Source organism: Mesorhizobium sp. B4-1-3, from assembly GCF_006439355.1.
Lineage (GTDB): Bacteria > Pseudomonadota > Alphaproteobacteria > Rhizobiales > Rhizobiaceae > Mesorhizobium.
Genome location: NZ_VFTG01000053.1, coordinates 1 through 7,145 on the forward strand (window position 1 = coordinate 1; position 7,145 = coordinate 7,145).

A 7,145-nucleotide genomic window follows, 5' to 3' on the forward strand; every position below is an offset into this window, starting at 1 on the left:
TGCTTCGAGAAAGCCTCTCAAGAATCCTTCTTTTGCTGCCTGGCAATAGACATTCGACTTATCTGCGATTCCCCTACTCACAAGGGGAAGATTGGCAGCTTCGGCGGCGCGCCACTTCTGCAGCGCCCGGTAAAATCCCCTCACTCCGGCCGGTACAGCTCATCCATGCTGCGCGCCGAGAGCTCCGCGAAAGGCGCCTGCTTCTTCACCCGTCCATGTTCCAGGATCACCAGGTCGTCGCAGAACGAGATCGTCGAGTGGTGGTGGCTGATGACGATCGTGGTGCGGCGGCCGGCGCGTGACTTCAGCGTTTCCACGATCGCCGCCTCCGAAAGCCCGTCCACCGCGTTGGTAGCCTCGTCGAGGATCAGGATGTCCGGATCACGCACCAGCGCGCGGGCGAGCGCGATGCGCTGCCTTTGCCCGGCCGACAGGTTGATGCCGCGATAGCCGACCACCGTCCGGTAGCCCTGCGGCAGGCGTTCTATGAATTCATGCGCCTCGGCGAGCTCGGCGGCGCGGCGTGCGTCTTCCGTGCTCGCCGTGTCCTTGCCGTAGGTGATGTTGTCGAGAATGGTGCCGTCCACCAGTTCCAGCTCCTGGCTGGCCAAGGCGATATGCGCCCGCCAGGCGACCGGGTCGATCTCGCCGAGCGCGGTGTCGTCGACCAGGATTTGTCCGCCGTCCGGCTCGACGAAGCGGCACAACAGGTTGACGATGGTCGTCTTTCCGGCGCCGGAGCGGCCGATCAGCGCGGTGGAGCGGCCGCTTCTTATGTCGAAGCTCACCGCATGCAGCACCGCCGCGCGCTGCTCCTCATTGGCATAGCTGAAGCTCACGCCCTGGAAGGCGATTCTTTCTCTTAAAGTGGCGAAGGGCCGGCTGCCTTGCGGCGGCGCCGGCTTGCCCGTCGGGTCGAGCAGCCAGTTCACCTCGTCCAGCGAGCCGGAAAGCCCCTGCAATTGGCTCCAGGTCATCTGCAGCGCCCTGACATGCGGCTGCAGCCGGTAGAGCAGAATGAGGAAGGCGGCGACCAGGGGAAAGCTCAAGCCCGCGAGCCAGGCGCCGATCACCACCGCCAGGAACAGCATGGCGTGCAGCACTTCCGTGAGCGGTCCCAGAGCGCCCTGGCGGTTGGCAAGCTGGAAGGCCGCCCGGCGCACGCCGTCCGACGCCGTCTCGAACGCCGCCTTTTCGCGCTCTTCCTGGCCGAAGATGCGGATCAGTCGGCCGGCATGCACCAGATGCAGCATCCGCGAGGCCAGGGCGCTGTTGCGCGCCGTGACGCTGCGGCTGGGCGCCTTCAGATGCGCCGACAGCGCCATATGCGCCCCTTGCACCAGCGCCAGCCCGATCATCACCAGAAGCGTCATTTGCCAGGAGAGCAGCAAGAGGAAGCCCAGCAGGATGAGCGCGGCCGAGGCGCTGACGATCGAGCCCAGCATTGCCTGGATGGCGTCGGAGGCGCGCCAGGATTCATTGGAAATGATGTTGAGCAGGCGTCCTGGGCTTTCCTTCAGGAAGAAGGGATAGCCGACCTCGAGCAGCCGCCCGGCGAGCGCCGCGCGGATCGCCTGGCCGGCTTTTCCATAGATGTGGGCCGTGAGCACCGAGTTGGCGAAGGCAAGCAGGTTCTTGAGCAGGATCGAGCCGAGGATCGCGGCCGCAATCGCGATCAACCGCTCGCGCTCGCCAAGCCCCGCGCCAACCTTCTGCAGCAGCGCCGAGAGGCCCGCCATGCCGGCTGTGTCGCCATGCCCCATGATGATGCCGAGCAACGGGATGATCAGGCCGATGCCGAAACCTTCGAGCGCCGCGCTTGCCAGCCCGAGCGCGACCACGATCGGCAGCAGGCCGAGCTGGCGGCGGCCGAGTGCCTGGCGCAGCATTGACAGCGTCGGCCGCTCGCTCATGGCGCGCTGACCTCCACGCCGGCCTCGGTCGTTTGCTGGGCGCTTCGCGCCTGTCGCGGCGGACGTCTGGCCAGTACCAGAAACGCGAATTTCGCTGCGCCCGCGAGGTTCATCAGAACGATTGGCCAGTGCGATAGGCTGAGGTCGCCATCGAATCTGGGGCCGCCGGCAAGCTCGCGCAGAGCGGCGCGCGCGGCCCAGTAGAAATGCCGCAGCAGCCACGGCGCGCGACCTAGATGCTTAAGGCAGAGCGCGCCGTTGCCGAAATGATAGTCGCGATGCAGGCGGTCGACCGCCTCGCGGTCGCGCCGGCCATGATGGTGGAAGATCGTCATATCGGGCACATATTCCACCGCCATGCCGGCAAGCATCGCCCGCACCAGATAGTCCGTGTCCTCGGCCGAGCGCAGCGCCCCGCCGGCGCCGAAGCGCTCGTCGAAAGGACCGATCAAGGCGGCGACCTCGCGGTGCATCGTCATGTTGCAGCCTAGCACGAAGCCGCCCGGATGGACGGCCTGCGTCAGCACTTCGCGCTTGTCGCAGCGCTTGATGGTGAAGGGCAGGTCGCGCGTGTCGCCGATCTCGACGCGGCCGCCGCGGATCAGCCATTTGTCGCCGCTCGCATAATGCCGCTCCAGGTCGACGAGGTAGTTGCCGTCAAGCCGGCAGTCGTCGTCGACGAACACCAGCACCCGCCCGCGTGCCCGCGCCAGCCCCGCATTGCGCGCCGCCGCCAGCCCGGGCCGCGCCAGCGAGACCGCCGTCAGAGTGATATCGGAGGTCGCGGCGGCGGCCGAAAGATACTCGGCCGTGCCGTCGCGCGAACCGTTGTCGACCACCACCAGCTCGGCCGCGAAGGCCGGATGCGCCCGGCAGGCGGCGCGGATCGAATCGATGCAGGCCTCGAGCACCGCGAGGCGGTCGCGCGTGCAGACAATGAAGGAGACCGCCGGCTGCTGCTTGGGCCAGGGCTGAGCGGGCAGGGCTGGGGGAGCGTGCCACGGCAGCGGATGGCGCTCGACGTTCATGCCGCCTCCACCCGAAAAGGGGCGAGCACCGATGCCGCTGGGGCGGATTTGAAGCGGTAGGCGACCCAGTCGGCGCGTTTGCCGGCCCACATCGAAGCCTGGCTCAGCCAGGGTGCCCAGACGCCGGGGCTGAGCGCGTATTTCTCGCGGCGGCGGATCGCGTTCCATTTCCCCGTCAGCGTCAGCAATTCATGCGCCAGCGCCGGCCGCTCCTCGTCATTGACGAGTTGGTAGAGGAAATAGAACAGGTTGAGCGCGCCGGCTTCGAAGCTAGGTCTCGTCGAACCGGGAAGGGCGGCGATCCGCTCCTCAAGAGCGCGGATGAAAGCCGCTGCCCGGGCCACGGTGTCGAAGGTGACCGTCTCGCCGATGGCGCGCAGGGTCGCGCCGTCTTCCGTCAGCCCCTCGCTCTCCAGATTCTCGCCGACTATTCTGAGGTGCGTGCGCCGCATCTCCTTGTTGTGCAGGCTGGTCACGCTGCCGGGATGAATGCGGTAAACCAGCAGGCTTTCCGGGATCAGCGCCGCCGGATAGCGCTCGGCCAGCCGCCGGAAGAGGTCGAAATCCTCGGCATGCCGGTAGAAGCCGTCGTAGTGGAGGTCGGCCTCGCCGATGACCTTGCGATTGTAGACCACTGTCGGATGCATGAAGATGGTGAAGAATTTCGACAGCACAGGCAGACCGAGACGGAATACCGGATCGAGCCGGCCCCGGGCGATGCGGCCATGCAGCAGCGTGTCCACGAGCGCGCCGCAGAAGCCGAGCTCCGGCCGCGCGGCAAACAGCGCCGCCTGGCGCGACAGCCGCCAGGGATAGGCAAAGTCGTCGGCGTCCATGCGCGCGACCAGATCGCCCCGCGCGATCGCCAGTCCCTCGTTGAGGCTGGCGACAAGTCCGCGGTTTTCGCGCGAGATTATGGATACCCGGCTGTCGTCCTGGCGGCAGCGTTCCAGGATCTCCAGCGAGCGGTCGGTCGACCCATCGTCGATGGCGATAAGCTCGATCCGGCCGTGGTCCTGCCGCAGGATCGATTGCATCGCGGCGGCCACATAGCGCTCGGCATTGTAGACCGGCAAAAGCACGGAGATGAGAGGTGCCGCGGTCATGGCCGGCTCTGGTCCGTCGGCCGCAGATCGAGCGCCGGAACGGCGCCAAACCCGCGCTCCTCGCTCGCGCCGCGCCGACGCACTGGCGCGACGTAGGGGAAGTAGCGCTTGAGACCGTTGAGCGGTTTCTCGAAAAACATCCAGGAGAGCGAGGCAACGACCAGCGTGGCGGTGCCCGCGACAAGGAACCGCCCCGGCCCCTGTTCCGAGACGTTGACCGGGATCCATGACTGCCCCCTGACGGTCAAGGCGAGAAGGATCGAATGATAGAGGTATACGCCGTAGCTGATGCGGCCGAGCCACAGCAGCGGGGGGAGTTCGGCCAGCCTGCCCAGCGTGCCGCGCAGCCCGTTCGAGCATGCCGCGACGATTGCCAGCATCGGCGCCAGCGGCAGCACCTGCACCAGCGCCCAGCGGGGCCACTCCCAGGCGGAATTCGCCAGCCCGGGATCGGACCAGACGACGAGCAGGAATACCGCGGCCAAGACCGGCCAGCCGAGCCGCATCCACTGCGGCGCATCCGCGCCCCGGGCGCGGCGCACGGCCAGCAGGGCGCCGCAGCCAAGGGCATCCATCGAGGCCGGCGGCAACAGGTCGCGAGCAAGCGCCGGGCTGGCGGCAATCGGCCCGCAGAACCGGTAGGCGAGCGAGAAGGCAATGACGCCGATGGTGATCGCCTCGATATGCCGGCGCGGCGCCAGAAGCACGATCAGCGGCCAGACTAGGTAGAACTGCTCCTCGATGCTGAGGCTCCAGAAATGGCAGAGCAGCCAGGGCGTCCAGTCGTTTTGCCGCGCATACCAGAAATTCGAGAGGTAGAGCGCATGCCAGGCGAACGAGGCCCTGGATTGCTCCGAGGCAAACCACACGAGCCCCAGCACCGCGACGTAGGGCGGGAATATGCGGATCATGCGCCTGGCATAGAAGGAACGCAGCGCCGGCCCGGCGGCGAATGCTCCAGCGTCACGCGCGTCAAGCAAAAGCCGGGTGATAAGGAAGCCGGAGAGCACGAAGAACAGCCTGACCCCGAGATGGCCGACGAATGACGAGCCGCCTGGAGCGAAGAAATGCGAATAGAGCACCAGCGTCACGGCAATGGCCCGCAATGCATCCAACTGAATGTCGCGCGCGTTCGCCATCAGCGACATTCGCTGTGCATGGCCGTGCGGAGCGCTGTCGTTGCGGCTCAGCGGAATGCCCGTAGGGCTCAATGTAGCGGCATCCTCCACTGCGTACCCGTCAAGGGTTTCTCGCGGTCCATATTGCAGCGCAACACAAAATGCCCGCGGCTTTGAAATAAATATGTGATGGGCCGAGGCGGGAGTAATATTTATGACGCTGAAGTTATTCGCCGAGGTGTCCAATAGTCCTATGTGTTTATGGGCAGTTAGTCTGATTCTTTAGGGGTTTATCGCAGGTAGTGTTGGCATAATGGGCCGGCAACCAGAACGGGAACTTGAAAACATCGAAACCGTCGGCCTTTGTACCCTTCCGAATCTATTCGAAACTCCACGAAAAGTGCGTTGGATTCAAAGCTTTGTGCGGTGCGGCAGGCGGACGCCTTGTCCCACCATTCGCCGGATGGTGCCTCACGACAGCGCCACCGCAAGGCTTTATCTCCCCGGACATATGGGGAGGGGATGGAGAGCAAGTGACGTCGATGCCAATTGCAAAACCGGAGACGCATGTCGGGACCATGCCCGTGCTTGGCCTGCTTGGCGCGATATTGTCGGTGCAGATTGGCGCCGCCTTCGCCAAGGGCCTGTTCCCGGTGCTGGGTTCGGAAGGCACGACCATGCTGAGGCTCGCCATCGGCGCGTTGATGCTGGCGGCGGTGCTGAGGCCCTGGAAAGTGCTGCCCTCGCGGAAAAACCTGCCTTGGCTCGCCGCCTATGGCGTCACGGTCTGCGCCATGAACATGCTGTTCTATGCCGCGCTCCAACGCATTCCGCTCGGCATCTGCGTGGCGCTTGAATTCACCGGGCCGCTGTTTGTCGCCACGCTCGGCTCACGGCGCCTGCTCGACCTTGTGTGGGTGGCGCTGGCCGTCGCCGGCATCGTGCTTTTGTCGCCCTTTGCCGGTGTGAGCCGCGGGCTCGATCCTCTGGGCGTGGCGCTGGCACTGGCGGCGGGCGCCTGCTGGGGGCTTTACATCATTTTCGCGCAGAAGGCTGGCGCCGAGCTCGGCGTGCGCACCTCCGCCTATGGCATGGCGATCGCCGCGGTGCTGGCGCTGCCTTTCGGCTTCAGCGCCGCTCAAGCCTATCTCACCGACCTGCATATCATGGCAGGCGCGTCGGTGGTCGGCCTATTCTCCAGCGCGTTGCCCTTCTATCTGGAAATGCTGGTGCTCGCCCGCATGCCGGCAAAGGTCTACGGCATGCTGGTCTGCCTGGAGCCGGCAGGCGGCGCGCTGACCGGCTTTCTGTTTTTGCATGAGAAGCTCGATCTTTTACAATGTACGGGCATCGCCGCCGTCATCGCCGCCGCCTTCGGCGCGGCGGTTGCGGCGCGGCGGCCGGTGCCATTGCCGGCCTGAGCGCATCTTGCGAACATGCCGCGCCCGCGAATCGCGTTAACGGTTTGGCCGGCCTGGAAAAATGATCCCTCGACGGCAGCGTCCGACCACATCCGGTGGTTGAAATAAGACTTAGGTCCTACAGTAAAGCGCAACAAGTCCGAGTGGACAAGACAAGGGTCGTGGGCCACTTCCTTATGACCTGCTGATTGGGGATGCTTATGCTGCGACATTGCCGGTGGGGTGGCTTGGCCGACGGGCTCAAGGGCTGGCATGGGGAGAGCGGAATGCGCTTGAAGCGCAGGGGCTGCAGGCTGGTCTTGCGAGCGCTGACCGCGTTGGCGCTTGTTGTCGCGCCTCTCAGTCTCTCCGTCGATGGTTTGGTCGTGACCAAAGCCTATGCCGGCAAAGGCGGCGGTGGCGGCGGAAACGGCGGCGGCAAGGGTGGTGCGGGCGGCAATAGCGGGAACGGCAACGGAGGCGGGAACAACGGCAACGGGAATGGCGGCAATTCCGGCTCGGCCGGCGGCTCCAATTCCGGTTCGGCCGGTGGCTCGAATTCCGGCAATGGCGGTGACAA

5 protein-coding genes and 1 pseudogene are annotated in these 7,145 nt (G+C 65.5%); 2 read left to right on the plus strand and 4 right to left on the minus strand.

The features are described from left to right. Positions 1–140: 140 nt before the first annotated feature. The 4 genes from FJW06_RS29885 to FJW06_RS29900 are packed head-to-tail and all read right to left on the minus strand — an operon-like array spanning position 141 to position 5,186. Positions 141–1,913 carry an ABC transporter ATP-binding protein gene (locus tag FJW06_RS29885; RefSeq protein WP_140757265.1) on the minus strand — a complete coding sequence of 591 codons (1,773 nt, stop codon included), beginning with the start codon at positions 1,911–1,913 and terminating at the stop codon, positions 141–143. Beyond that, entirely contained in the window at positions 1,910–2,941 is a 1,032-nt protein-coding gene (locus FJW06_RS29890; protein ID WP_140757267.1) for a glycosyltransferase, read from the minus strand. Before FJW06_RS29890 ends, FJW06_RS29885 begins: the two co-directional genes overlap by 4 nt. Beyond that, complete coding sequence (locus FJW06_RS29895; RefSeq protein ID WP_140757269.1) at positions 2,938–4,047, minus strand: glycosyltransferase family A protein; 1,110 nt, start codon at positions 4,045–4,047, stop codon at positions 2,938–2,940. The genes FJW06_RS29890 and FJW06_RS29895 overlap by 4 nt, the downstream gene beginning before the upstream one ends. Beyond that, positions 4,044–5,186: an acyltransferase gene (locus tag FJW06_RS29900; RefSeq protein WP_140757273.1), complete on the minus strand. Its 1,143-nt coding sequence runs from the start codon at positions 5,184–5,186 to the stop codon at positions 4,044–4,046. Before FJW06_RS29900 ends, FJW06_RS29895 begins: the two co-directional genes overlap by 4 nt. A 521-nt stretch (positions 5,187–5,707) precedes the next feature. On the opposite strand from FJW06_RS29900, the gene FJW06_RS29905 reads away from it, so the two are divergent. Then, entirely contained in the window at positions 5,708–6,586 is an 879-nt protein-coding gene (locus tag FJW06_RS29905; RefSeq protein WP_246674939.1) for an EamA family transporter, read from the plus strand. A 266-nt stretch (positions 6,587–6,852) separates the two neighbouring features. Continuing rightward, a pseudogene (locus FJW06_RS30365) lies at positions 6,853–7,145 on the plus strand (hypothetical protein); the annotation flags it as partial.

Bases quoted from the DNA above. Each gene is read 5' to 3' on its own strand.
- FJW06_RS29885 (WP_140757265.1), bottom strand. From the start codon at position 1,913: ATGAGCGAGCGGCCGACGCTGTCAATGCTGCGCCAGGCACTCGGCCGC.
- FJW06_RS29890 (WP_140757267.1), bottom strand. From the start codon at position 2,941: ATGAACGTCGAGCGCCATCCGCTGCCGTGGCACGCTCCCCCAGCCCTG.
- FJW06_RS29895 (WP_140757269.1), bottom strand. From the start codon at position 4,047: ATGACCGCGGCACCTCTCATCTCCGTGCTTTTGCCGGTCTACAATGCC.
- FJW06_RS29900 (WP_140757273.1), bottom strand. From the start codon at position 5,186: ATGGCGAACGCGCGCGACATTCAGTTGGATGCATTGCGGGCCATTGCC.
- FJW06_RS29905 (WP_246674939.1), top strand. From the start codon at position 5,708: ATGCCAATTGCAAAACCGGAGACGCATGTCGGGACCATGCCCGTGCTT.